Below are 26739 nucleotides of genomic sequence, written 5' to 3' on the forward strand. Positions count from 1 at the left end.
CCCCAAACGCCAGATCGTCGCCGACAAGAACAGACATGCCGTCCAAAACGATCGGCCACCGCTGGACACCCCAGAACTCCCACCCGCCGAACAAGAAGAAAATCAACAACATGTCTCGCACCTACATTCGAGACAGGCAGGAGCGCAACACACTTACGGCTGGTCACCGCCAGTGCGACGTCCTATCGAGACACGACATCAAAGCGGAGAGAATCGACGAAGTAGTGGACCTGCACCTGTTGCTGCTGATCTTCAGCAGTGCGGGACTCGGGAGCGGTCTCGACTCCGTTCTCTCCGGTGATCACCTGTTCGGCAAGCCCATGGTGTCGATCGTCGCCCTGTTCGGTGGCGTGGTGCTCGTCTGCTGGAGCGCTATTCATCTGTTCGTGCTGCGAGGAGCCCCGCGTCTGCTCCTGATCGAGCACGACGAGCACCCCCTGAACTGACGCGCGGGCCAGTGTCGGGGCGTGGCTGTTCGCTGCACGGAAGAGCAGCCACACCCCGGACTGGCGCAACCCGATGCGCGTACACGCAGCACGCACCGTCCTCTCGTCACCATCCCCAACCACCAATGTGGAGATTGCCATGCCCGATCACGACACGCTGCTCGCACGCGTCCGGAAACTCCTCGCCAAGGCCGAGGACCCGGCGGTCACCGAGGCCGAAGCCGAGTCCTACAACACCAAGGCCGCCGAACTGATCGCCCGCTACGGCATCGACCAGGCGCTGCTGGCCGCATCCGGCGCGACCACCGACGAGATCACCCAGGTCACGATCCCGCTCGACAACCCGTACAGCCGAGACAAGGCTGAGCTGCTCACGAACATCGCGCATCCGTTGCGGTGCCGGGCGTTGCTGTACCGGCTCGGCCAGTCGGTCACGGCGGTGACGGTGTTCGGTTTCCGGTCCGATCTGGAGCGCGTCGAGTTGCTGTACACGAGCCTGCTGTTGCAGGCAACCACTCAGCTGACCAGGGTCCGCCCGGAGGACCGCGTGTTCGCCGGGGAATCAGTGGCCGCGTACCGGCGCACCTGGCTGCACGGTTTCTCCGGCGCCGTCTACGAACGGCTCCGCAACAGCGAACACGCCGCCGCCCACACCCACACCACGACAGCGGGCAACCCCTCCGCCGTACTGGTACTCCAGGACCGGACAGCGATGGTCAAACAGGCATACGACGAGCAGTACGGCAACCTGCGCTCAGCACCACCGCGGCGCCTGTCCGGCAGCGGCTACCTCGACGGGCACTCCGCCGGCGAGCGCGCAGACCTTGGCGCGACCCGAGTCGGCCGTCGCCGCAACAGCTAAAACAGCAGGGTGGCGGGCTTCTCCTGGCCTTGTGCCTGGAGTGTTCCCGCCCAGCATGGGAGTTCATGGAGCTGTGGCTGTGCCGCCCTTCGTGAAAGGTGAAGGTAGTCCAGGCTCTTCTTGCATCGAGCCGAACTCGACACATTCGGCCATCCTGGAGATCAGTCCGGTCCAGATGCCCTGAGCGCAGCGGCAGGACGCGTCGTGGCCGTCGCGCTGCTGCCCCGGTGGCCAGACATCGAGCCACCTCGCAATTCTCGTCGTGCACCACATTCGGGCCACTGCTCTCTGGCGAGGACGGCCGACAGCCACGGTTCGGGTCAGCCGGGCGGCACATCCGGCCACCGCAACACAGTCGAACCCCAAGTCACCCCCGCACCAAACGCGCTGATGAGCACCACGTCACCAGGCTTCATCATGCCGTCACGCGCGGCGTCGGCCAGCGCGAGCGGGATGGAGGCCGCGATGGTATTGCCGACCTTGTCGATGTTCATCATCACCTTTTCCGCCGCCAGGCCCAGCTGTTTCGCCGTCGTGTGCAGGATTCTGCTGTTCGCCTGGTGGCCGACGAAGACGTCGATGTCGCTAACGGTAAGGCCGACCCGGTCAAGCACATCCCTGGCGGATTCGGTCATCCGGGAGTACGCGAGGTAGAAGATCTCGGTTCCTTGCATGGCGACGAAGTAGTCGGCCGGCGTCGCCGGTGTGCGGTCCACTTTCTGCCTTGCCCCGCCCGCGGGCACGACCAGCAAGTTCGCCCCGTCTCCGTCACTGTGCAGGTCGATCGGACCCAGTGCCCCTGCCTCGTCGGGCCTGCCCGCACGTAGGACGACCGCGCCCGCCCCGTCGCCGAAGATCGGCATCGTGGCCCGGTCGTCCGGATTGATCAATGTAGTGATGGTGTCCGAGCCCACAACCAGAACGCGCCGCGCTGTTCCAGTGGAAATGAGACCGCTGCCGGTCGCGAGGCCATAGAGGAATCCGCTACACGCGCCGTTGACGTCGAACGCGGGAATCCCGTTGAAGCCCAATGCGGAGGCCACCTGGGGCGCACTGGGGGGACACAGCTGGTCAGGCGTCATGGTCGCCAGCACGAGTGCGTCGATCGTGTTCTCTCCGGAAGACCTCAGCGCCCGCTTACCCGCTTCAACGGCCATCTTTACCGTGGCGATCCCCTCAGTCGCGACGCGGCGTTCACGGATCCCAGTCCTGGTGCGAATCCACTCGTCGGACGTGTCCAGCCGCTGCGCGATCTCGTCGTTGGTCACTACCCGCGGCGGCAGCCAGGTACCGAGGCCGCAGAGCACGGCCGCATCGTTATCGTGCACTGTTCGCATGGCGTCCTTCCGCGGCGATGGTCGTGCTGTGGTACCAGGCGTTCCCTGCCGACTCGGAGATCAGGTCACGCGACTTCGTGAGGTGGTGACGTCCCAGCGACAAAGCAACCCGCTGCACAATGTTCAGTGCCGCGAAGTATTTGTGGAGGAACCCTTCCTGACCGAGGTGGATCCGCACCATCGACACATTCCGGTTCTGCGGGACATCGGCCGAAAGCAGCTGCCGCAGGTTCTCGCCCTTGCGGATGGTGTACTCGTCGTCGTCCTCGTCGGACAGCCAGATCACGCAGTGCCTGCGGTCCGGATCGGACAGTGTGGCCACCTCGCTATGGCAGAACTCATGGAAGAAGTTCCTCGTCGCCGGGACCATCGCCATCTCGTTGAGGTGCATCTTGCACAGTTTCAACAAGCTCTCGTGCCACTTCGGCGAGCTGATCATGATGATATTGGCGTCCGTCGCGGCGGCGGCGATCGACTCGACCAGCTCATGCCCGCCTGCTTCGAGATCGTCACCCAGTATCCCTGCCAGCCTGGCCAGTTCATCGCGGTGGTCGCTGTCGAGCACGCCGAGTCGGTAGAACACGTCCATCAGGATCGCGAAGTACTGCGACACGTGGAAGAGCGGATATTCCCTGTCTGGTTCGGACAGTCGCCAGTACAGGGTGGAGACGCCGGCTGCCGCGCCGAGCTCGGCCAGCTTGCCACCGGAGGTGAGCAGCATGATCTGGTCCGGCCGGCCCCGCAGCGCCTCGAACGCGATGATCGGCTCGGTGGAGTGCCCGCTGTACGAGCTGACGACGTAGAGCGTCTCGTCGTCCAGCGCCGAAGCCGGCGCCAGGAAACGGAAGTCGTAGTCGTTGAGGACGTGCACCTCGACGGGCAGGCGCAGCTCGGTGAAGTAGCCGCGGACGATGTCGGACACGATCGCGGAGCACCCCATCCCGGTGAACGCGATCCGTTTGAACCGGTTGGCCGCCAGCCGCTCGCGCAACCCCTCGGTCAGCCCCGCCATCGAGTACTCATCGGGTTTGAGCAGTCCCGGCAAGTACTCCTTTTCGATAAATCGCTCGTACCGATCCAGTCGTGATTGCATGATCAATTCCTTTGTTGGATCAGTGTTTCGTTATCAGGAGACCTCCGGCGCGCGCCGAGAGCGCGCCGGTCTATCCGGCCGTCCGGGGTCAGCGCGGGCGCGAGTGCGCCCCGATCGATCTTCCCGTTAGGCGCCAGGGGAATTCGCGTCCATGACTGAAAGAATCCGGGCACCGAGTAGAGTGGCAGCCGATCGGCGAGGTACTGCCTCAACTGTTGGGCGTCCGGTGGTCGCACGCCGCTCACCGGTACGTAGTGCGCGATCAGCTGCGTTCCGCCCGCCGTTTCGGCGGCGGTGACCACGACCGTGGCGACTGCCGGATGGGTGGCGAGCGCAAGTTCGATCTCACCGAGTTCGATCCGAAACCCTCGGATCTTGACCTGCCCGTCCGCGCGGCCGAGGAACTCCATCGCCCCGTCGTCCCGCAGGCGGGCGAGATCTCCCGTGCGGTACATCAAGGCGCCCGCGCGGTCCGGCCGGAACGGATCGGGCAGGAACCGCTCCGCGGTCAGATCGGGCCGGTCGAGATAGCCGCGGGCGACGCCGTCTCCGCCGAGGTAGATCTCGCCGCGACCACCGGCGGCGACCGGACGCAGCCACTCGTCGAGAAGATACTCGGTCGAACCAGCGATCGGCGTGCCGAGCGGGATCCAGTCCGCGGGAATCGTGAAGTCCACGGTCTGGTGGGACGACCAGATAGTCGTCTCGGTCGGCCCATACACCTGGATCAGCCGCGCCGGTGCTGATTCCTTCCGCACCAGCGAGACGGCCCGGAAGTCCGCGCGCTGCCCGCCGAAGAACAAGACCCGCAGGCCCGCGGCAAACTCGGGAGCTTCCATCGCGAGTTGCTGCAACAACGCCGCGGTCACGTACATCATCGTGACACCGCGTAACACCGTGGTGAGACTTTGCGGAGACAGCAGCACGGATCTGGGCACGACACGAAGCCGCGCACCATGACATAGCGCCGTCCAACATTCGAAGGCCAACGCGTCGAACGAAGGACTCGAAGCGAGTGCGATCACATCTCGCGGCCCCGGGTCGGCATACGCCATGTTCGTGACGAACCAACGCAGCGCCGAATGGGGCACCACAACGGCTTTCGGTGTACCGGTCGAACCCGATGTGTACACGACATAGGCGGTGTGGCCAGGCCGCACTTCTGACGCCGTGCCGCGCTCGACGGAAGGGATGTCGGCCCTGCCGTTGTCATCCACCACCACGATCGGAATGCCCAGGGTGTCGGGCAACCGGCTGGCGCTGGGTCGGTCACCGACGACTACCACGGCTCTCGCTTGATCGGTCATCAAGTCCAGCCTGGTTGCCGGATACTCCGGATCCAGCGCGACGTAGAAACCACCCGCCTTCAACACCGCCAGCATCGCGACCACCAGCGCGGGCGACCGTTCGAAGCAAACCGCGACGCACGTCTCGGGGCCCACACCACGCGCTCTGAGCACAGCCGCCAGCGCGGTCGCCGCGTCGTCCAGTTGGCGGTACGTCAGGTTCATGCCTGCGGCTTCCACGGCGACCGCGTCCGGCTGCCGAGCCACGACCGCGGTGACCATGTCCGGCACGAGCATTCCCCCGCCGTTCATCGCCGCTCCGGACTGTCGCAGAGCAGGCGTTGGACTTCATGGTCGAGTTCCGCCGAGGCAGCGGCCCATCGCCGCTGTCGTTCGGCGAACCGCTCGGCGGTGCCGGCGAGGTCACTCTCGAGCGTCGACAAGGCGTTGTCGAAGGAACTTTGTCCAGGACCACCGCCGAAGTCAGACACTTCTGCCACCGCGGCCGGGTCAAGTTGCCCCTGTCGGATCGACGCGGACCCCGCGACGTCGCGTGCCACGACGTCGAGCGGTTCGCCCGTCTTCAGACCACGCAGCACCAGTCGGCCGACCTCGTGGTGCGCCGTGCGGAACGGCATGCCACCGGCGACAAGGTGTTCAGCCAGCTGAGTCGCGGAGGTATAGCCCTGCTCCGCGCGCTGTGCCATCCGATCGGCGGCGGGCTCGGTGCCGGCTATCACCAGACGTAGCAACACCACCGCCTCGGTGGTGGTCCGCAGTGCCGGCCATAGGTGGTTGACCGCCTCGGTTCCCACGGCGATCGCGTTCGTGTAGCCGCTGGTGTGCATCGAAGACCCCGCCGCGACGAACGCGCCCATGGCCGCGGTCGCCTTGCCCTGAACGTGCTCGAGTACGAACGGGTTGCGCTTCTGCGGCATCATCGAACTGGACCCGACGAGGTCGTCGGGTACTCGGACGAGTCCGAACTCCTCGGTCGACCAGAGTGAGATGTCCTGTGCCACCCTGGCGAGCAGTACGCCTAGCATCGCGGCCTCGGAAAGCAGGCGCAGCACGAAATCCCGGGATGCCACCGCGTCGAGCGAGTTCGTGGCCGTACGGGCGAAGCCGAGCAGACGCGTGGTGCGCTGCTGGTTGATCGCCACCGACGTGCCACCGACCGCACCCGCGCCCAGCGGATTCACGTCCATTTCCTCGCCTGCGAGGAACAGGCCGGCCAGGCTGCGGGCGACCGAGTTGCCGACTCCCATGAGGTAGTGGCCGTAGGTGATGGGGACGGCGGGCTGCCGATGGGTGTACGCGGGCATCGTCGTCCGGCGGTACTTCAGCGCGCGGGTGCGGAGTTCCGCGGCGAGATGCTGTACTTCGTCGATCAGTGCCGTGTAGAGCGGACGGGCCCGCAGCCGGGTCGTGGTGGCGTTGAGGTCATTGCGGGAACGGCCCGTATGAAGCACTCCACCGACGTCCGCGCCGAGCGTATCGATCAGGTAGGACTCGTAGCTGAGGTACCTGCCGCGGGGTGCCGGACGCTCGCGGAGACTCGCGTAGTCCGTGCGCCGCAACGACTCGATCGCGGTGAGCAGCGATCGGGCCTGGCTCGGTTCGATGATTTCCCTGCCGGTCAGCATGACTAGGTGGGCCCGGTCCACTTCGGTCAAGTCGCGCATCTCGGTGACGAGCGGGTCCGGTCCGTCCGGTGCCCCGGAATTGAACAGGATCCGCTGTGCAGTCTCCGACAACGGGGTGACCAACCGTCCGGTGTCCGCAGTGGACGTTGTCGTACCGGTCATCGTGTTCCGCCGTTTCCCGCCGGGCCGAGTACCGCCGCCATCCGGGCGAGTCCCTGCTCGGCCGCGGCCGCGGCGGTACCGTGCGGGCCTGCCACCGCGGTGACGTGACCGCAGCGGTCACGGAAGTCAGCGGCTGGGCCGATCAGGTCGCCAGTGGCGCGGTAGACCACGGCATCAACGACGCCGGGAACTGCTTTTACGGCGGCCAGGGCGGACTCGGTCGCCGTGACCACACTCGCGGTCGCGGCCGTGAGAAACCTGATCGAGGCACCTGTGTGTGCGGCGGCTCTGGGCCGTTCGGCAAGCCCCAGAGCCGCCGCCACCTGGGCGCGTACCAGATCGACGCCGGTCGACAACCGGACCAGATCGGGGATTCGACCACCTGCCAGCCGTGGATTCACCTCGATCAGCCAGGCTTGACCGTCGGCCAACCGGATCTCGGTATGCGCGGCGCCCCAGCCGAGTCCGAGTGCCCGCAGCGCGTCCAGTGCGACGCGGTTGAGAATGTCTACTTCGGACTCGGTAATCCGAGCGGGAACATCGTGTCCCAGCTCGACGAACTGTGGCCGTGACCCAAGATGCTTGCGTACCACTGAGATGACCTCTCCGTCGAACGTCTCGACGGAGTACTCGAGGCCAGGCACCTCACTTTCCACGAGGATCTCCGGTGGCACGGCGAGTCCCCGTTCATTGGTCATCTTGGCCAGCAGACGCGAGGCATGCTTCGTGACGGATTCTTCGTCGGGACACTGACGCACTCCGAGGCTTCCCGATCCCTGAACCGGCTTGACCACAACGGGAAAGCCGACCCGTCGAGCCGCTTCCCCGGCGTCGGCTACAGTCCGCACCAGCTCGAAGTCGGGCACCTGCACACCGGCGGACCGAAGCACGGCGCGCTGCGTTCCCTTGTCCCGGCAGGCGGTGACGGCCTGCGGGTCCGGACCGGGCCTGCCGATGAGCTTGGCGATTGCGGCGGCTGACGGCACGTAGTACTCGGAGCTGGTGGTAACCGCGGCGATTCTCGCGACAGCGTCGAGGTTGCGTGCGATCGTCTCGACCTCGGCCGGATTCGCGGTATCGGCGACAATGTGCTCGACCTTGTCCGCCGCGAGGTACGGGTACCGCCCGGGGTCGTGGGTGACCACGAGCGGGCGGGCACCGAGTTCCGCGGCCCGCCTGGCGAAGTCCCTGCCGGTCCCGGTGGTGTTGCTTTCCAGTAGCAGCACGACTTCGCTCATCGTGCGGCCGCCGCTGGCAGCACGTCGGTGAGTTCGCGGCGGGCCCAGCTCATCCACGACCAAGTGGGCGCGACGTCGCCAGGGTGCTCAACGTGCGTCGGGCCGGCCTGTGGTGTGAGCGGCCACACTCCGTTGTCACGCAACCAGTCTTCGGAGTAGACGGTCTCCTGGTATCGGTTGCCCTCGTCGGGGAACACGACAACGGTTGTCGCGTCGGGGTTCTCGACCGCCCACCGGTCGGCGACGAGGTACGCGGCACCGCTCGTCGGCCCCATGAACAGGCAATGCGTGCTGTGCAGGTCATGGGTGGCGCGGAAGGTCTCCTCGGCGCCGACCCAATGCACTTCGTCGTACGCCGCGTGCCGGACATTCGGCGGGACAAGACTGTTGCCAAGGCCGCGCACCAGACGCGGCCGGTCCGGCATCCCGAAGATGACGCTTCCGTGCGTGTCCACGCCGACCAAGGACATTTCCGGTGTACCGAGGCGCAGGAAGGACGCGAGTCCGCCGGTTGACCCGCCCGAACCCACCGGGCCGACCAGGCAGTCGATCGGGCCGAGGCAGTCACTGATCAACTCGGCAACTCCCGCGTAGGCCGCAGGGTTGTCCACGTTGTCGTACTGCCCTGGCACGTAGTGGTCGGCGTAGCGGTCCTTGAGCTGGGCCACCCGTTCCAGTCGCGCGCCCTGGTAACCGCCGGCGGCGCTCGGTGTGTCGACGATCTCGACTTCGGCACCCAGACCACGCATGCGGCGCTGCAGGTTCGCGTCGATGGCCGGGTCCCCCACGATGACAACGCGATACCCACGCATCCCGCATACCATCGCGAGGCCGAGCCCAAAGGTGCCCGACGAGGTCTCGATCACCGTGGTGTCCGGTGTCAGTAGGCCGCGGTCCTCCGCCCGGTCGATCATGAACCGGGCCGGCAGCAGCTTCATCACCCCGAACACCGCGGCATAAAGGTTGGCGCGTAACCGGACTAGCCGCGGTAGCTCGGTCGCTTCGATGATCGAGCTGTAAGCGTGTGAGCGCTCACGTACGGACTGGCTCAGCATCACCGGCCCCCCACCTGGAAACGCCACTGTTGAGCGAACCCGGCCTTGCGCAACAAAACCGCACCGTAGTCCATCTTCCCCTCCATGTCTGGGTCTTCGCGGTCGAACAGGAGCCCGGCGATGTCGCCGCTGTGCGCGACCTGCAAACCGATGCCGCCGGACCGCGACGCGATCCCGGCGAGCTGATCGAACTGGGGCACCGGCAGATGCCGCTGGTTGATCCGGGCACTGGCCGTGGCCACGCTGCCGAGTAGCCGCGCGTCGCCGTCGGCGATCGCACGGCGGACCAGCGCCCGCAGCACGCGGAACTGCTCGATCTCCCATGAGCTGTACCTGGCCGGCGAAAGCGCGATGGTGTCGACGCCGAGTCCGTGCTCACTGGTGCCGAAGCCGAGGATCTCCAGCGGGACGAAGTCGGCGTGGAAGTCCTCGATCACGACCCCCTCGAGGTGTGCGAACAGCACTGTGTGCCGCTCGAACATGATCGAGTCCGAAGCCTGCTCGGCACGTATCGCGAGAGCGGCCGCGACATCGTCGGCGGGTGTCTCGGCGAAAGCGTCGTACACCGCGAGAATGGCCCCGAGTACATCGCTAGTGGACGATCCGAACCCACGACGCAACGGCGCGCCGCCAATGATTTCCAAGTGCCCGCCCGCACAAGGCATGCCGAGTTCCCGCAGTGCGAGTTCGGCGGCCGCATGTGCCTTGTTCTTCCAGTGCGGCTCCACGGTCAGCTCCTCGGATTCGGCGGGGGTGAAGGTCGCGGTCACCGAGTGGAGGTCGCAGGGCACGGAGATCAGACCGCGCACCAGCCGTCTGCCGTCCGGGAAGACCCCTTGCAGAAACTCACCGTGGTGAGCCCGTACCGCTACCTGTCCGGTCCGGCCGTCCGTTCCCACACCAGCCGTACTGTCCACATCGGATCGCGTGATCATCAAGTCCACCTCACCTCGCCCCGTTCAGCCATCGGTCGACCACCCGACCGATCTCCACCGCCGGGCCAGGTCTCATCATGTCCTTATGCGCGCACGCGATGTCGTGGCGGTGGATCTCCCCGGTCACGTGCCGTCGCCACACCTCGGGAGGGCCGGTCTGGTCCGCCGCGGCGGTGAAGAACAGCAAGTCACCTGCGAACAACCCTGGTTCGTGTTTCAGGTTGAGATAGCTGTTGTTGGCACTGACTTCGGCCAGCGCGCCGATCTGCTCTTCACTCAGCAGCGGCAGGTCGGCTTCCGCCGCCAGCGCTTCGGTGAGGTGTCCGAACCTAAGATCCGCGATTTCCTGATCGGACACCTCCTGGCCGAGGAAGTCCATCACGGTCGCGAACACCTCCTGCTCGCTGACAACCACCCGCACTGGTTCTACCGGGTCTCTGAACGGATAGACGTCCAGCAATGCGAGCAGATCGACCTGCTCACCCTGCTTCTGCAGTTCGACCGCCATCGCGTGCGCGACCATGCCGCCGAAAGACCATCCGAGCAGGTGATAAGGCCCGTTCGGCTGAACTCGGCGGATCTGGTCGAGGTAGTCCGCCGCGGCCTCGTGGACGCTCTCCGGGAGGTGCTGTGCTCCCGCCAAGCCTCGCGACTGCAGCCCGTACACTGGCCGGTCGGCGCCGATGGCAGGCAGTATCGCCGAGTACACCCAGCTGATGCCCGCGCCGGGGTGCACGCAGAACAGTGGCAACGCGGTTCCCTTGCGCCGCAGCGCGAGCAGGACGCCATAGGGCTCGCCCCCCGGGCCGTCTGCCAGTGCCGTCGCGAGTTCGACCGGCGTCGACGCCTCGAACAACGTCTGGATCGTCATCCCGATGCCGAACTCGGCCCGCACCCGGTTCACCAGCCTCATCGCCAGCAGCGAATGTCCGCCGATGTCGAAGAATCCCTCATCCGGTTCGACGTAGTCGACACCAAGCACATCGGCGAACAGCTCGCACAGCCGATCGACCCGATCAGCGTCCGGCGCGTCCCCTGTCGTCAACGCTGGGGACGGTACCTCCGACCGGGTCCGGAGCGTGCCATCCGCCGCACGCCATGCCGTTCTCCCAGTGGGTACAACCGATTGTCCGAAGGGAGTGACCACCGCGTTCTCGCCGTCGCCTGCCTCATACAGTGCGCCGCGCTCATAGGTCGGCAATGGTCGAAGTCCGTCATCGAGAACGTAGTCCGGAGCTCCGGCCAGCGCACGTTCGCGTTCGGCCGCAGTGAGCAGGTCCAGATCGCCGACCGGGCAGTCCGGTTCCCCGTTCACCGCGGTCAGCACGCTGGTCAGTCGTTCGGTGATCGCCACAGCGTTGTCCGGGTCGAACAGGTCGGTGGCGTACCGCAGTGTGCCGAACAAGCCTCCGGCCGGGTCCTGTTCGACTTCGAACGACAGGTCGAACTTGGCCACGTTCAACTCGGTACCCTGTTGCGTCACAGTGAGGCCGGGGATCGACACGTCCAGGTCACCCGCGCCTCCCATGGTCAGCACAACTTGGCAGAGCGGGTGCCTGGCCAGCGAACGCGATGGGTTGAGCACCTCGACGAGCCGTTCGAACGGAATCTCCTGGTTGGCGTACGCCGCCAGGTCGGTCTGCCGGATGTGCGCGAGCAGGTCACGGAAACTCCTGTCTCCGCGTACGTCCGCGCGGAGTACCAAGGTGTTGCCGAACATCCCGATCAGGCCGTCCAGTGCCTCCTCCGTCCGACCGGCTACCGGTGTGCCGATCGTGATGTCGGTGCTGCCGGTGAGCCGGGCCAACGTCACCGCGAGTGCCGCATGGACGACCATGAACATCGTTGTCCCCGATGCCCGTGCGAGTTCGATCAATCCATTGTAGACGTTCGGATCGACGGCGAAGGAGACCCGGCTGCCGCGATAGCTGGACACCGCCGGACGTGCCCGATCGACAGGGAGGTCCAGCTCGTCCGGCAGCCCAGCCAGTTGGCTCGTCCAATACGACATCTGCGCTGCCAGGACACTGTCCGTGTCGTCCTCGGTCCCCAGCAAGGACCGTTGCCACAGTGTGAAGTCCGCGTACTGCACGGCCAACGCCGGCCACTTGGGCGATCCACCGCCGCGCCGGGCTTCGTATGCCGTCGCCAGATCTCGTACCAGCGGGGCGAGCGATTCGCCGTCGGCCGCGATGTGATGCAGCACAAGCAGAAGCACGTGCTCGGTGGCATCGATGGCGAACAGGGTCGCCCGGATCGGTAGATCCACGTCCAGGTTGAAGGGAAGCAGCGCGACCGCCGCGATCTGCCGCTCTACCTCGGCCTCGGCCATCGGCCGGATCGGTAGGGCGAGCTCGACGTGGTCCACGATCGTCTGGCACGGCTCACCCGAGTTCTCCGTAAATCTCGTCCGCAGGGCCTCGTGCTTCGCGACCACGTCATTGAGCGCCGCGCGTAGGGCGTCGATGTCCAAGCCACCGGAGAGCCGTAAGGCCACAGGAATGCTGTAGGTCGCGTTGGCGCCCTCGAACTGGTTGACGAACCACAGCCTTTGCTGCGCGTAGGACAACGGCACGATGTCCGGCCGATCCGACGCCACCAACGCCGGCCGGGCCGAGTCGGTCTCCCCGAGGATGCGGGCCAGTCCAGCGACGGTGGGGTTCTCGAACAGCGCCCGGATCCCGGTTTCGATGTCCATGGTGTTGCGGATGCGGCTGATCAACCTCGTCGCCAGCAGCGAATGACCACCCAGCTCGAAAAACCCATCATCGATCCCCACCGACACAACACCCAAAACCTCGGCGAACAACCCACACAGAATCTCCTCAACCGGCGTACGAGGACCACGATTCGACACCACCACCGAGAAATCCGGCTCCGGCAAAGCCCGCCGATCAACCTTCCCGTTGGCCGTCAACGGCAACTCGTCAACCCGCATGAACAACGACGGCACCATGTACTCCGGCAACAACTCCGCCACACGCCCACGCAACACCGACACATCAAGCACACCATCGCCGACCACATAGCCGACCAACCGCACATCACCAGCACCACGATCATGCGCGATCACCACCACCTGCCCAACACCCTCCACCCCAGCGACCACCGCCTCAATCTCACCCAACTCAATCCGGAAACCCCGAACCTTCACCTGATCATCAGAACGACCAACAAAAACCAGCTCACCACCAGACGACCACCGCACCAAATCCCCCGTGCGATACATCCGCCCACCCGGCACACCAAACGGACACGACACAAACCGCTCCGCCGTCAACCCAAAACGATTCACATACCCACGCGCGACACCCGCACCCGCGATATACAACTCACCCACAACACCAGGCGCCACCGGACGCAACCCACCATCCAGCACAAAAACCCGCGTATTCCCAACAGGACCACCAATCGACACCGGCCCAGCCCCGACAACACCAGCCGTCGACCACACCGTCGTCTCCGTCGGCCCATACACATTCACCACACTCAAAGCCGACACACACAACCGAGACGCCAAACCCCCATCCAACGCCTCACCACCCACCACAACCCGAACACCAGCCAAACAACCCGCATCCACACCCACCACACCCCGCAACAACGACGGCGTCCCCTGCAACACCGTCACCCCATTCCCGCGAATCAAGGCCACCAGCGCGGCCGGGTCGCGCACGGTGTCCCGCCCGGCGACGATGAGTTCAGCACCGGCAAGCAACGGTGTGAACAGCTCGAGATTGGCGATGTCGAAGCCGAACGTGGTCACCGCGAGGAATCGATCGTCCTCGGTGATGCCAAGACGGTCATGCATGTCCAGCAACAAATTGGCCAGCGCGGCCACTGGTACGGCAACGCCCTTCGGCCTGCCTGTCGAACCGGACGTGTAGATCACGTAGGCGCAATTGCCGGGCGTCAAGGGGCTGAGCCGGTCCTCATCGACCGGATTGTGACTGTTCATCCCCCTCAAATCGGCCGTGATCGCGTCGAAGGACACGACCGCCGAGGGTTCGGCCGATGCGAATTCGGACACCGTGAGCACAAGCACAGGCTCGGCGTCCTCGATCATGTACGCGATGCGGTCACTGGGGTAGTCCGGATCGATCGGCAGATACGCCGCGCCGGTTTTGAGGACGGCCAGTACGGCGACGACGAGATCCGCCGTGCGCGGCATCATCAGGGCGACAATCTGTTCAGGACCCGCGCCACGGGCGATCAACAGATGCGCCAGGCGATTCGCGCGCTCGTTGAGTTCGCGGTAGGTCAGCGCACCCGATACCGCGACAGCGTCAGGAGTCCGTTCCGCAGTGGCCTCGACAAGCGCCGCCACAGACCACTGTGGATACTCACGGCCCGTGTCATTCGGCACGGTCAGCACACGGTCGAGTTCCCCGGCCGAGATGATCTTCAGCCGTCCGATGGGGACAGTGGGATCAACGGCGGTCTGCGCGAGGATTCCGATCAGCCGGTCCAGCGTGGCGGTAATCCACTCCTCTTCGAACAGGTCGGCACGGAACGCCATCCGCAGCCGCAAGGTTCCCGGTCCCGGCACGATGGACAGCGCGAGTGGATAGTGCGTGCCCTCCCTGCCGGTGACCCCGAGCATGTCCAGTTCCGCCCGGTCACTCTGCTCGGGCGCGGCGGTCAACGGGTAGTTCTCGAAGATCGTCAACGTGTCGAAGAGCTCACCGTGCCCAGCGACCCGCTGGATCTCCGCGAGCCCGAGGTACTGGTGTTCGTCCAACCGCGACTGCTGCTCCTGCATGGCTGTGAGCAGGTTGAGCACACTGTTCGCTGGCTGTGGCCGGGCACGGACGGGCAACGTGTTGATGAACAACCCGACCATGGTCTCGATGCCGGGGAGCACCGGTGGCCGCCCAGATACGGTCGTGCCGAAAACGACATCGTCGCGCTGGGTCAACCAGCCGAGCAGGATCGCCCACGCGCCCTGCACCACGGTGTTCAACGTCAGGCCATGCTGCCGGGCCGCACTGCTCAGAGCGTCGACAGTCGCCGGGTCGAGGTCGACCGTGACCTCTCCGGGAGCCGGCTCGTGCCAACGCTTCTCCGGCGTCGTGAGCAGAGTTGGCTCGGACAGCCCGGAAAGCACGTTCCGCCAAGCCTGTTCCGCCGCACCCTGGTCCTGCCCCGACAACCACTCCAGATAGTCGCGGTATGGCGTCGCCGCGGGCAGAGCGTCCGGTCCTTCGGTGTAGAGCGTGAACAGGTCGCGTACCAGCACCGGAGTGGACCACCCGTCCACGAGGATGTGGTGTGCGGTGAACGCCAGCCGATGGCGGTCCGTCCGGGTCCGGATCACGGTGAATCGGAACAACGGCGGGCGCGTAAGGTCGAATGGCCGCGTCCGCTCCTCGGTCAGCGACTGGGCCAGCTCGACTTCGTCGGACGCTTCGAGTTCGACGATCTCAGCGGTGTCCACAGCCGGGACGAACTGAACCGGGCGGTCGAGGCCGTCGAGCCAGAACCCGGCGTTGAGGTTGCCATACCGGTCGGCCAGTGCCCGCACGGCGGTTCGCAATCGCCGCGTATCCAAAGGGCCTTCGAGGTCAAAGACCATTTGCACGACGTATGGATCTACTGTGGACTCGTCGAACCGAGCGTGGAACAACAGCCCTTCCTGCAGCGGAGAAAGAGGCAGGACGTCCGCGAGCGGGCCACGAGCCGCTTCGAGCAGATCGAGCTGGCGCTGGTCGAGCGCGACGAGAGGCACGTCGGAGGGAGTCAGCCCACCGGCCATCCCGCTGTCGGCGTGCCGGGCCAGCGCAATCAACGCGACCCGCCACAGTTCAATCAGATCGTCGACCTGGTTCGCAGACATCAGCTCAGCCGGCCACGACACAGTCAGGGTCAGCTCGTCGCCTGCGACCGCCGACGCCTCGATCGCATGTGCGACAGGCATATCGTGGTCCGCGCTGCCACCGATGCCGGTGAGTTCCGCCGCGGGCATCCAGTCCGATCCGGTCGCACCGGTCGCACCGCCGAACCGGCCAAGGTAGTTGAACCCGATCTGTGGCGCGGGCAGCGGACGCAGCTCAGCCGCGGTGCGCTGGTTCAGATAGCGCAGCAGCCCGTATCCGAGACCCTTGTCGGGCACGGCCCTGAGCTGTTCCTTGATCCGCTTGACCGCGTCGCCCGCGGCCTTGCCACCGGCGAGCACGTCGTCCCAGTCGAGCTCACCGTGGTCGAGGCTGAGCGGGAAGACGCTGGTGAACCAGCCGACCGTGCGGGAGAGATCGACGCCGTCGGTCTCTTCGCGGCCATGCCCCTCCAGATCCACGAGGATCGCGTGGCCGTCGGTCGGCTGCCATTCCTGCCAACGGTTGACCGCGAGGCAGAGCCCGGTGAGCAGAACTTCACCGGGGTTCGCGAGCAATGCCGTGGTCAGGCGGGTGAGCAGCGCGTCCGCGTGCTGCGCCGACAACGTTACTGACCGGGTCACCGTCTTGCCGAGCACGTCGTTGGCCGGGTCGAGGGCACGACCGCCGAGCGGTGCACCGGCTCCGCGGAACATCGACTGCCAGAACGGCAGTTCTCGCTGTCGGCTCTCGGCCTGCGCCTCGGTCATCAGCTGCCTTGCCCAGGCACGGAAGGAGGTGCCGACCGGCTGCAGCGAGGGCGATTCGGAGTCGGCTGCTACGAGGTCGGGCAGCAGGACCCGCCAGGAAACCGCGTCGACCGCCAAGTGGTGTACCACGAGCAACACCCGTCCCTGACGGTCTGCGCCGGCGTCGAAGTGCAACGCCCGCACCATCTTCGCGGTCGCCGGATCCAGACCGGCACCGGCGTCGCGTATCCCGTCGGCGATGGCCGTGTGTTGCGTGGCATCATCCAGGCCGCTGATATCAATGGTCAGGACGCGGTCGCGGGCAGGCACGGCCCCGCGCGGCAGGACTTCCATCTGTCCTCCGTCGAGCACGCGCAGCCGCAGTGCGTCGTGGTGGTCGAGCAATGCCTGCACGACGCGGGTCAACCGATCCGGCGTCAGCCCGGCCGGGGCGGTTACCAACATGGCCTGGTTCAGGCCTTCGATCGGACCACCGCGTTCGGCGAACCAGCGCATGATCGGGGTCGCGGGCAGTTCACCGACCGCGTCATCGGCCCCTGAGCGCACCGCCTTCGTCGCCGAGCGGGCGCGAAGTGCCAGTGCGCCAACGTTCTTGTACTGGAACACCTCACGCGGGGTGAAGACCAGCCCTGCGCCTCGGGCGCGGGCCACCAGCTGAATCGAGGTGATGCTGTCGCCGCCCAGCCGGAAGAAGTCGTCGTCGGCGCCCACTGACGGAAGGTCGAGCACCTCGGCGAACAACCGCGCCAGCGTTTCCTCGGCCGGTGTCCCCGGTGCCCGGCCACGCCGGCCGGGCACCGCAGGCGCGGGCAAGGCACGACGATCGAGCTTTCCATTGGAGGTCAAGGGAAGCGTTTTCAACACCACGAATCCGGCAGGCACCATGTAGTCCGGTAGGCGCGCACCGACGTGGGCTTGAAGCTCGACTTCGTCCGGGGCCGTTTCCCCAGCGGGTACAACGTACGCGACCAGTTGCCGCCGTCCCGGCCGGTCTTCGCGCACCATGACCGCGGCCCGCACGACCCCCGGGTGCTCGCACACCACGGCCTCGATCTCGCCTGGCTCGAGACGGAACCCGCGGATCTTCACCTGGTCGTCCGCGCGGCCGCTGAATTCGAGGGTGCCGTCCGGCCGCCACTTGGCGAGGTCACCACTGCGGTACAGCCGTGCGCCCGGCTCCCCGAACGGATCGGCAATGAACCGCTCCGCGGTTCCGCCCGGTCGACGGAGGTAGCCACGGGCCAGCCCTGGGCCGGCCGCGTAGAGTTCTCCGACGACACCGGCCGGAACCGGCCGCAGTGCCGCGTCCAGCACGTAGACCCGGGCGCCCGCGATGGGCCTGCCGATCGGCACCGGTCCACGGGTACCCGGCTCGCACGGGTGATATGTGACATCCACAGTGGACTCGGTCGGGCCGTAGGCGTTGACCATCAGCCGGTCGCGCGACCAGAACTCGATCACCTCCGGTGCACAGGTCTCGGCTCCGGTGATCAGCACTTCGAGGTCGGGCAGGGCGACCTTCGGCACACTGGCCAGCACGGAGGGCGGAATGTGTACGTGGGTGATCCGCAGGTCCGCCAGCAGCCGCGCCAGCTCCTCGCCCGCGGTGGTCCGCGTGGGCACGACAAGGGACGCGCCGGACAACAACGCCAGGCACAGCTCAGCTACCGAGACGTCGAAGCTCGGCGATACGAACTGAAGGACCCGGCTTTCCTCGGTGATCCGGTATCCGGCCCGCTGGTTGGCAGAGAAGGTGGCAAGTCCCTTGTGCGTCACCGAGACGCCCTTGGGACGGCCGGTGGATCCGGACGTGTAGATGACGTAAGCGGTGTTGGTCACGCTCAACGGCGTGCCCCGGTCGTCATCCGTCACATCGGTGGCGGGCAGGTCCGCGGACCTTGGTTCGTGGACGTCGACGCGGGCGATCAAAGTGGGCGGCATGTCCGCCATGGTGTCCTCGTCGGTCACCAGGCAGGACGGATCGGCGTCGCCGAGGATGAACTCCAGCCGTGCCGATGGGTACGCCGGGTCAAGCGGTAGATATGCCGCGCCGGTCTTGAGCACCGCGAGTATGGCGACCACCAGATCCGCCGACCGCGGCAACGCGACGGCGACGATGTCCTCCGGGCCGATTCCCTTGCCGATCAACCTGCGCGCCAACCGGTTCGCGGCAGTGTTGAGGTCCGAATAGGACAAGGTGGCGGCACCGGACTCGACGGCTAGACGGTCCGGCGTACGGGCGACCTGGCGTTCGAACAACTCCGGCCAGGTCACCGGCGCCACGCTGGTCGCGGTGTCGTTCCATTCGACGACGATCCGGTGATGCTCGTCCGGTGCCAGTCCGCCGATCCGGCCGATCGGGGCGTGGGGATCCGCGACCACGCGTGCCAGCAGTCCGGCCAGGCTCTCGGCGAAGGACGAGACTTCGGCGCCATCGAAGATGTCCGGTCGGTAGCCGAGTCGCAGTCGCAGGCGCGGTCCTGGAGTCACGGCAAGGCCCAGCGGGTAGTGCATGGCGTCGTGCCCGCTCATGCCGGTGACGGTTACATCGGCGGGCCCCGTGTCCCCGGCCAGCTCGATCGCGTCCACCGGGTAGTTCTCGAACACGGTGAGCGTGTCGAACAGTTCGCCGACACCGATCGCCCGCTGGATGTCGCTCAGTCCGACGTGCTGATGCTCAGCCAGCGCCGACTGCTTGTCCTGCACTTGCTTGAGCAGATCCAGCAACGACAGTGCCGGATCGAGGCGGACCCGCATCGGCACGGTGTTGATGAAGAATCCGACCATCGTCTCAATCCCGGGGATCTGGCCGGACCGGCCGGACACCGTGGTGCCGAACACCACGTCCGAGCGGCCGGTGAGCTTGCCGAGCAGCAGTGCCCACCCCGTCTGCACCACCGTGTTCATCGTCAGGCCGTTGGCCCTGGTGAACGCGGTGAGCGCGCTGGTCAGCTCGTCCGGCAGCTCGGCCGTGACTTCGGCGGGGGTGACCGGATCGCCGTGACCGCTGCCTGCCACCAGGGTCGGCTCGTCCACACCGGACAGTTCGGATCGCCACGCCCGCTCGGACGCCGTCCGGTCCCGTGCGGCCAGCCAGGTCAGATACCCCTGATAGGCCGGTGGTGCGGCGAGCCGGGCCTGCTCGCCTTCCAGGTACAGCGTGAACAACTCGCCGACCAGCAGCGGCATCGACCAGCCGTCCATCACCAGGTGATGGTTGGTCAGCACGAACCGGTGGTCGCCGGGCCCGCAATGGATCAGAGTGAACCGCATCAGTGGCGGCCGGGCCACGTCGAACCGGCGCGACCGGTCGGCTTCGAGCAACCGCGTCAGCTCCGCGGCCCTCTTGTCCGTATCGAGACCGGTGAGGTCGATCTCCTCCCACGGCACCCGGACCTCGCGGTGGATGACCTGCACCGGCTCGCCCGACTTGCGGTGCCGGAAGGACGCACGCAGCGCGGCATGCCGTCGCAGCATGGTCGCCGCAGCCGAGCGCAGCCGCTCGGTGTCGACCGTCCCGCTCAGGTCGAAGACGAGCTGGGCCGTGTAGACGTCCGTGCCATGTTCGTCGTATAGAGCGTGGAACAGTAGGCCTTCCTGCAATGGCGACAGCGGCCTGATGTCGTCGACCCGTGAGCGGCTCACGTTGATGCACCCCATTCAGCGTCCCGCTCGTCGTCCGCGAGCAGATCCTCGAACTCGTCGATCTCTTCCTGGCTGAGCGAGTCCACGGACAGGTCCGACGGCGAGAGCCCGCCCACCCCCGGCAGGCCTGCCAGTGCGGCCAATGCGGTCAGCTCGCTGAACACCAGCTCGGCCAAGGCACGCACCTCAGCCTCGGTGAACAGCTCGCTCGCCCACGACCAGGTTGCCGCCAAGACCGGCCCGTCCGGTCCGTCCTCGGTCATCGCGTTGACCTCCAACGGATACGGGACGGGCAGATCGGCGTTGGCGCCACCGCCCGGACCATCCACTTCGCCCGGATCGGTGTCCGTTCCGGGCTCCTCGACGCTGAACCGGCCGAGGTAGTTGAAGCCGATCTGCGGGGAGGGCAGTGCCGCGAGCACACCGGCGGTGTCGTCGTTCAAGTACCGCAACAGGCCAAAACCGATGCCGTTGTCCGGCAGCTCTCGCAGGTTTTCCTTCACCCGCTTGAGCGCCGCGGCGCGGTCATCCGTCGTTCCCGGATCGAGCGCGACCGGGAAGACGCTGGTGAACCAGCCGACCGTGCGCGTACTGTCCAGCCCCGCGCCGATTTCCTCACGGCCGTGGCCTTCCAACGCGATCAGCACCGCGGAGGCATTCCTGCGGCGCCACTGCCGGACAGCCAGCGCCAACGCTGTCAGCAGGACGTCGTTGACACCCGCGTTGAACGCGGCCGGAACCGTGGTCAAGACGGGACCGGTCGTCTCCACTGGCAGCCGGAGCCGCAGGTGGCGGGCGGTACTGTGCACGTCCTTCGCCGGGTTGAGCGGCCGTCGGGTCAGCGCGGGGTCCGGCGTTCGCAGGATACGAGTCCACAGGTCGAGTTCGTCTGCTCGTGCCGGTTCGTTCGCCGCACGGACCAATTCACGCGCCCACCTTCGGAACGACGTCACCGCTGGTGCCAGCGCGGCAGGCCCCTTCTCCAATGCGGTCAGCAGGTCCGGCAACAGGATTCGCCACGACACACCGTCCACCGCGAAATGGTGGGCCATGAACAGCAGCCGGCCGGTGCGTTCACTGCCCGCGTCGAACCAGACGAACCGCACGCACACGCCGTCCTCTGGCGCCAGCGCACGCTGCGCGGAGGCGAAGTGAGTGGCGAACAGGGCTGCCGCTTCACCGTCCTGGATGCCACGGACGTCAACGTGTTCGAGCACGTCCTCCGCGCGGACGGTGCCGCGTGGCTCGACCTGCAGCGACCATTGTCCGCCGGCGCGGTTCAGCCTCATCCGCAGCGCGTCGTGGCAGTCCAGCACCGCTTGCAAGGCTCCGACGAGCCGCGTCTCGTCCAGTCCCGCGGGCAGTTCGACCGGCATCGCCTGGTTGAGCTGGTCGACCGGGCCGCCCCGCTGCCTCAGCCAGTGCACGATCGGCGTGAGCGGCACGTCGCCGACGCCGTCGTCCGCGACCTCCACGGAGACGACCGGTCTCGCGATCGCGGCGAGAGCGGCCGGTGTCGGATTCTGGAACACTTCACGCGGGGTGAACTCCAGCCCGGCCTCCCTGGCCCGGCTGACCAGTTGGATCGACACGATGCTGTCCCCGCCGAGTTCGAAGAAGCCGTCATCCGGCCCGACCTTGTCGAGCCCGATGACCCCGGCGAACAGCGCGCACATCACCTCTTCGGTCGGCGTGCGGGGGACCTGGTCACCCACCTTCGCGGCGAAGTCGATCGCGGGCAGACGCTTGCGGTCCACCTTCCCGATCGACTTGAGCGGCAGGGCGTCCAGTACGACGAGGGTCGTGGGCACCATGTAGTCCGGCAGCCGTCCACGCAGGTAGTCGCGGATCAGAACGGTGTCCTCCGCCGCACTGTCCTCGGCGACGTAATAACCGACGAGGTGTTTGCCGCCGCGCTGATCCATGTGCACGGTCACCGCCACCCCACCGACGCCTGGATGGTCGGCGAGGATGTACTCGATCTCGGCGAGTTCGATCCGGAACCCGCGGATCTTGACCTGGTCGTCCGCCCTGCCCACGAAACTCAAGTCGCCACGCGCGCTCCACCTGACCACGTCACCGGTCCGGTACATCCGGCTGCCCGCCTGCCCGAACGGGTCGGCGACGAACCGCTCGGCGCTCAGCGCGGGGTGGTTCAGGTATCCCCGGGCGAGCCTGGTGCCTGCGACGTACAGCTCCCCTTGCGCGCCAAGAGGAACCGGCCGCAGCGCGGCATCGAGGACGTAGATACGGGTGTTGTCCATCGGTTGGCCCAACGAGGGTCGTGCCAGGTTCGCCTCGACCGTCATCTGTGCGTACGAGCAGAACACCGTGGTTTCGGTCGGGCCATAGACGTGCACGAGGTTCGTCTCGGGACACCGCTGGAGAATCCGGCTCATGGCCGCCGGTGACCCGGCCTCACCACCGGTCCAGATCTCACGCAACGGCGCCAACTGCTCGGGCGCGTCCAGTGCCAGCAAGTTGAACAGGGCGGTAGTGAAGTACGCCCCGGTCACGTCGTGCTCACGGACGAGTTCGCCGATGCGTTTGGCGTCGAGCTGTTCCGCGGGAGCCAGGACCACGGTGCCGCCGCTGAGCAGCGGCACCCACCATTCGTAGGTTACCGCGTCGAAGGTGTGCGTGGAATGCGCGAGCACGCGCCGATGGCGGCCGCTCGGCCAGCACTGATCGAGCGCCAGGTCGGAGACATTCCGGTGGGTGATGGCCACGCCCTTCGGCACGCCGCTGGAACCCGACGTGTACATGACGTACGCGAGCTGGTCGGGGTGCACCACGATCCGCGGCGCTTCCCCGGCGGCGTCCGCTGCCGGTTCAACGTCCACAACGACCATCGGCAGGTCGAGCACGGGCAACTGATCCAACGATGCTTCGTCGGTGAGTATGGCGACCGCGCCGACCTCGGCCAGGACACGCTCGAACCTTGCGTCCGGCCGCGCAGCGTCGAATGGCACGTACACGGCGCCTGTCTTGAGCACTGCCAGTACCGACACGATCAGGTCGGCCGACCTTCTCTGGTACAGCGCGACCCGGTCCTCCGGCCGGATACCGAGTTCGCTCAGCTTGCGCGCCAACCGGTTCGCCTGGCCGTCAAGCTCCAGATAGGACAGGGTGACCGCCGGCGAGACCAGCGCAGGCTCGTCCGGAGTCCGGCGTACCTGTGCTTCGAACAATTCGGGCAGGCTCGCCGACACGGGTGTACCCGGCTTGCCTTGCCAGTGCACGAACAGCTGTTCCCGCTCGGCAGGAGCCAGCACGTCCAGCTCGCTGATCGACCTGCCGGGTTCGGCGACAGCGGCGTCGATCAGCCGGACCAGCCTCGACGCGAACAGCTCGACAGTCTCCCGGTCGAACAACGCGGTGGCGTACTCGACGACACCGTCGAGTCCTCCGTCCGCACCGTCCTCGGCAAGGCTGACCATCAGGTCGAACTTGGCGACTCCGACGTCCGCCGGGTGCGGGGCGACCATCAGCCCCGGCAGGTCGAGCACGGCTTCCGCGTTGTTCTGCAGATCCAGCATCACCTGGAACAACGGGTGCCGCGACAGCGACCGGTCCGGGTTGAGTGCCTCCACCAGCCGTTCGAACGGAACGTCCTGATGCGCGTACGCGGCGAGGTCGGTCTCGCGGACCCGGTCGAGCAACGCTCGGAACGTCGGGTCGCCGCTGGTATCCGCCCGCAGCACCAGTGTGTTGACGAAGAATCCGACGAGGTCGTTGAGCGCGTCCTCGGTCCGGCCGGCGATACCGCCACCGATCGGGACGTCGGTCCCGGCACCCATCCTGGTCAGCAGCGTCGCCAACGCCGCGTGCAACACCATGAACAGGCTGCAGTGCGTTTCCCTTGCGAGCGCAACCAGTTTGCGATGCGTTCCAGCGTCCAGCCGCAATGGCACGGTACCACCACGAAAGTCGCTCACCGCGGGGCGCGGCCGGTCGGTCGGCAGGCTCACCTCTTCCGGCAGGGCGTCGAGCTGCTCACGCCAATACCGCACCTGGCGCGCCAACGGGCTGTCCGGGTCGTCCTCCTCACCCAGCGCTGTTCGTTGCCACAGCGCATAGTCCGCGTACTGCACCGGCAATTCTGTCCATTGTGGAGCTTCTCCGCGACAACGCGCGATGTAAGCCTCGCTGACGTCACGGGCCAGCGGAGCCAGCGACCAGCCATCGCCCGCGATGTGGTGCATGACCACCTGAAGCACGTTGTCGTCCGGTGCCAAGGCGAACAGCGTGACCCGCAGAGGCAGTTGCGTGGACAGATCGAAGCCTTGCCGCGCCGTGACGGCGAGGGCCGTCTCAAGATCATCCGCTGCCACCACGGTCACCTCGGGTATCGCGGAACCTGGATCGAGGATCACCTGGTACGGCACGCCGTCGATCTCGTGGAAAACCGTTCGGAGCGCCTCTTGCCTGGCGACCACGTCGGCAAGTGCCTGCCGCAGCACGGCGACGTCGAATCGACCGGTCAACCTGAGGGTGAGCGGGATGTTGTAAGTGGCGCTCGGACCGCTGAGCCGCTCAAGGAACCACAGCCGCCGTTGCGCGTAGGACAAGGGAATGTGTTCCGGTCGTGCGACTCGCCGGACGCCACTCCTGGCGCCCGCCGCTGTCCGCACCACCTCGACCAGGTCTGCCACGGTGGGGAACTCGAACAAGGCCCGGATCCCCAGCTCTACACCGAAAACCGAGCGGATCCGGCTGATCAGCCGGGTGGCCAACAGGGAGTGCCCGCCGAGGACGAAGAAGTTGTCCTCGACGCCGACCTCGGCGAGGCCGAGTACTTCGGCGAACAGCCCGCACAGCAGTTCCTCGTGTGGCGTCCGCGGCGCCCGACCGGTGGAGAGCGTGCCCAGATCCGGTTCCGGCAGCGCTCCGCGGTCAAGCTTGCCGTTGGCGGTCAGCGGCAGCCGTTCGAGAACCACGAACGCGGCCGGGACCATGTAGTCCGGCAGCCAACGGCCGAGGTAGGACGGCAGCGAACCGAGCAGCGCACCGATGTCCCGTGAGTCAGCCGGACGGTTGGCGTAGGTCGCCAGCGGCGCATCGATCTTCCCGGCAGGCCGGTACGCGACGCCGCTGTCTTCGCTGTCTTCGCTGGTGAAGACCACGTCGAAGCCGCTGTCGGTGGTGCTTGACCACGTGACCGCGATCCGCAGGTCGAACCTCGCCGCGAGTTCGGCCAGTTCCTCGGGATCGACCGCCGCCGTCCCTTCCAGCCGATGCAGGACCACGGCCAGTCCCTCACCGGCGTCCAACGCCCGCATCGCGCCCAGTTCGCCCGCCGTCCTGGCATTGGGCACACCGGTCAACCGCAGACGCCCGTCGCGTCGCTCCAAGTGCGACACCAACTCTTCGAATCCTGCTACGTCCTCGCCCCAACGCAGCACAGTTCCGCCGTCCTGTTCGCTGACGGCCGGGGCCTTGCGCAGGAAGACGTCATAGCGGTACCGGTTCAGCTCGTTGTGCCAACGGCCCCGCTTGATCCGTAGATCCACCGCGTCGATGCCCGGTACGGCCTGACCGAATGCGGCGAAGAAGTCTGGGTCGAGCAGGAGCTCCTTCTCCATCAGCATGTCGTGTTCAATGGCACGGCGCAGCTCCGCCGCGGCCGTGTCCGCGTTCGCTTGACGCAACCGGGTCGCGGTGATGAAGCACCTGTGCAGCCTCAGGTTCCGTACGTCACCGATGAATACCGCTCCGCCGGGCGCAAGCAGATCCATCGCCTGCCGAAGGACGTTCGCCAGATACCCGGCGTCCGGGAAGTACTGGACGACGGAGTTCAAAACGACGATGTCGAACCGGCCGGCGGGTAACCCTTCGATGTCGTGCGCCGGCCGTGCCATCAGCCGGACGCGATCGGCGATAGCAGGCTGGGCCTCCAGTTGCCGACGCAGCGCCTCGATCACGGTCGGCGAGAGGTCCGTAGCCCAGTACTCGTCCGTGTGTGGCGCGATCTTGGCCATCAGCAGACCGGAACCGACACCGATCTCGAGCACGCGCCGCGGCCGTACGCTGAGGATCCGGTCCACGGTCGCGTCCCGCCATTCCCGCATCTCGTCAAGCGGGATCGGCGCGCCGGTGTAGCTACTGTTCCAGCCGCTGAAGTTCTCGCCGAACGGCACGTCCTGCGCGCCGCTGTACAGCGAGTCGTAGATCTGCTGCCACTCTTCGAGCTGGTCGGTGGCGTCCGCGCCTGGCACTCGGTCCCTTGCCGCGGCAGGTAGGACGTAGCCGACCAACCGCCGGTCTCCTGGCTGGTCCTCGCGCACGATCACCGCGGCCTGGGCGACGTCGGGGTGTTCAGACAGGACGGCCTCGATTTCGCCGGGTTCGATCCGGAAACCACGGACCTTCACCTGCTCATCAGCACGACCCGCGAACTCCAGCTCACCAGCATCATTCCACCGAGCCAGATCACCCGTGCGATACATCC

11 protein-coding genes are annotated in these 26739 nt (G+C 66.6%); 2 read left to right on the plus strand and 9 right to left on the minus strand.

The features are described 5' to 3' along the window. Both ACM6LR_RS38540 and ACM6LR_RS38545 read left to right on the plus strand, forming a co-directional pair. The coding region (locus ACM6LR_RS38540; RefSeq protein ID WP_414945567.1) for a hypothetical protein at nt 1-446 on the plus strand (446 nt) is incomplete at its 5' end. Between the two features lie 139 nt (nt 447-585). After that, nucleotides 586-1308, plus strand: a complete 723-nt coding sequence (locus ACM6LR_RS38545; protein ID WP_414941203.1) for a DUF2786 domain-containing protein — start codon at nt 586-588, stop codon at nt 1306-1308. Nucleotides 1309-1628: 320 nt separating this feature from the next. Here the strand turns inward: ACM6LR_RS38545 and ACM6LR_RS38550 are convergent, their stop codons facing one another. From ACM6LR_RS38550 to ACM6LR_RS38590, 9 genes are all read right to left on the minus strand, one after another. Then, nucleotides 1629-2645, minus strand: coding sequence for a beta-ketoacyl-ACP synthase III (locus ACM6LR_RS38550; protein WP_414941204.1), 1017 nt, complete (start codon nt 2643-2645; stop codon nt 1629-1631). Continuing rightward, complete coding sequence (locus ACM6LR_RS38555; protein ID WP_414945568.1) at nt 2626-3738, minus strand: SIS domain-containing protein; 1113 nt, start codon at nt 3736-3738, stop codon at nt 2626-2628. The genes ACM6LR_RS38550 and ACM6LR_RS38555 overlap by 20 nt, the downstream gene beginning before the upstream one ends. A 2-nt stretch (nt 3739-3740) precedes the next feature. Continuing rightward, nucleotides 3741-5336, minus strand: a complete 1596-nt coding sequence (locus ACM6LR_RS38560) for an amino acid adenylation domain-containing protein (protein WP_414945569.1) — start codon at nt 5334-5336, stop codon at nt 3741-3743. Next, entirely contained in the window at nt 5333-6832 is a 1500-nt protein-coding gene (gene argH, locus ACM6LR_RS38565) for an argininosuccinate lyase (RefSeq protein ID WP_414945570.1), read from the minus strand. The genes ACM6LR_RS38560 and argH overlap by 4 nt, the downstream gene beginning before the upstream one ends. Then, the gene (locus ACM6LR_RS38570; protein ID WP_414945571.1) at nt 6829-8070 is read right to left on the minus strand and encodes an ATP-grasp domain-containing protein; all 1242 of its coding nucleotides are present in this window, start codon (nt 8068-8070) and stop codon (nt 6829-6831) included. Before ACM6LR_RS38570 ends, argH begins: the two co-directional genes overlap by 4 nt. Continuing rightward, entirely contained in the window at nt 8067-9125 is a 1059-nt protein-coding gene (locus tag ACM6LR_RS38575) for a cysteine synthase family protein (protein ID WP_414941209.1), read from the minus strand. Before ACM6LR_RS38575 ends, ACM6LR_RS38570 begins: the two co-directional genes overlap by 4 nt. Next, complete coding sequence (locus ACM6LR_RS38580) at nt 9125-10060, minus strand: kinase (protein ID WP_414941210.1); 936 nt, start codon at nt 10058-10060, stop codon at nt 9125-9127. Before ACM6LR_RS38580 ends, ACM6LR_RS38575 begins: the two co-directional genes overlap by 1 nt. A 10-nt stretch (nt 10061-10070) precedes the next feature. Beyond that, nucleotides 10071-20288, minus strand: coding sequence for an amino acid adenylation domain-containing protein (locus ACM6LR_RS38585; protein WP_414945572.1), 10218 nt, complete (start codon nt 20286-20288; stop codon nt 10071-10073). Next, a partial coding sequence (locus ACM6LR_RS38590) for an amino acid adenylation domain-containing protein (protein ID WP_414945573.1) occupies nt 20285-26739 on the minus strand: 6455 nt, incomplete at its 5' end. The genes ACM6LR_RS38585 and ACM6LR_RS38590, both read right to left, overlap by 4 nt.

The organism is Amycolatopsis sp. cmx-11-32 (genome assembly GCF_047608695.1).
GTDB lineage: Bacteria > Actinomycetota > Actinomycetes > Mycobacteriales > Pseudonocardiaceae > Amycolatopsis.